This is a genomic window from Pseudoneobacillus rhizolycopersici, assembly GCF_054786815.1.
Genome location: NZ_JBTOOE010000202.1, coordinates 1 through 246, shown reverse-complemented (window position 1 = coordinate 246; position 246 = coordinate 1). Strand labels below are relative to the sequence as shown.

The following is a 246-nucleotide window of genomic DNA, read 5'->3' as shown; positions in this document are numbered from 1 at the left end:
GTGCTGATGGCAGTGTGACCGAAATGCGCGGGCAGCAGGGCAAACTCCTCCATCGCCCGGCGGTTCGCGCCGAGCAGCACGTTATCCTCGACGATGAACAGCAGCTCTCCGGCAGTGCCGAGCAGGGCGGCATCCTGATGCAGACTCAGTAGCCAGCGCTGCGTACCAGCGGCGCTGGTGGTCCAGGTGTGCTCGATCTGGCAAACCGCCCGCTGGACGATGACTGCCGCATCGGGGCGAGGCGCA

At 66.3% G+C, this 246-nt stretch carries 1 protein-coding gene; it reads right to left on the bottom strand.

Annotated features, from left to right (window positions below):
- The coding region (locus ACX9YW_RS23430; protein ID WP_460351187.1) for a hypothetical protein at positions 1-246 on the bottom strand (246 nt) is incomplete at both ends.